The organism is Aurantiacibacter sediminis (genome assembly GCF_016019885.1).
Lineage (GTDB): Bacteria > Pseudomonadota > Alphaproteobacteria > Sphingomonadales > Sphingomonadaceae > Alteraurantiacibacter > Alteraurantiacibacter sediminis.
The window spans coordinates 1-442 of sequence record NZ_JAEANY010000010.1 but is presented as its reverse complement, the minus strand read 5'-3'; the positions used below and the strand labels follow the sequence as shown (position 1 = coordinate 442).

General features: G+C 65.2%; 1 pseudogene. It reads right to left on the bottom strand.

Annotation, left to right across the window (positions count from 1 at the left end):
• Positions 1 to 442 (bottom strand): annotated as a pseudogene (gene gatB, locus I5L03_RS13310) (Asp-tRNA(Asn)/Glu-tRNA(Gln) amidotransferase subunit GatB); the annotation flags it as partial.

Genomic DNA, 442 nt, shown 5'->3' with positions numbered 1-442 from the left:
GCATCGGGCAGTTCGGGAAGGCTGGCGCGGCATGCCTCCAGGAAGGCATCGTCCAGTTCCAGCGGCAGCAGGTCGGGATCGGGGAAGTAGCGATAATCATGCGCATCCTCTTTGGACCGCATCGGCCGCGTTGTGCCGGTGCCCGGATCGAACAGGCGCGTTTCCTGATCGACCGTGCCGCCGCTTTCGAGCACATCGACCTGGCGGTTCGCCTCGAACTCGAGCACCTGCATCACGAAGCGCACCGAGTTGACGTTCTTCGTCTCGGTCCGCGTGCCGAGTTCGGTCGAGCCGACCTTGCGCACCGAGACATTAACGTCCGCGCGCATCGAGCCCTCTGCCAGGTTCCCATCGCACGATCCGACAGAGCGCAGGATGCTGCGCACCTTGCGGACATAGGGGCCGGCCTCCGCGGGCGAAGTCATGGCAGGGCGGGTGACAA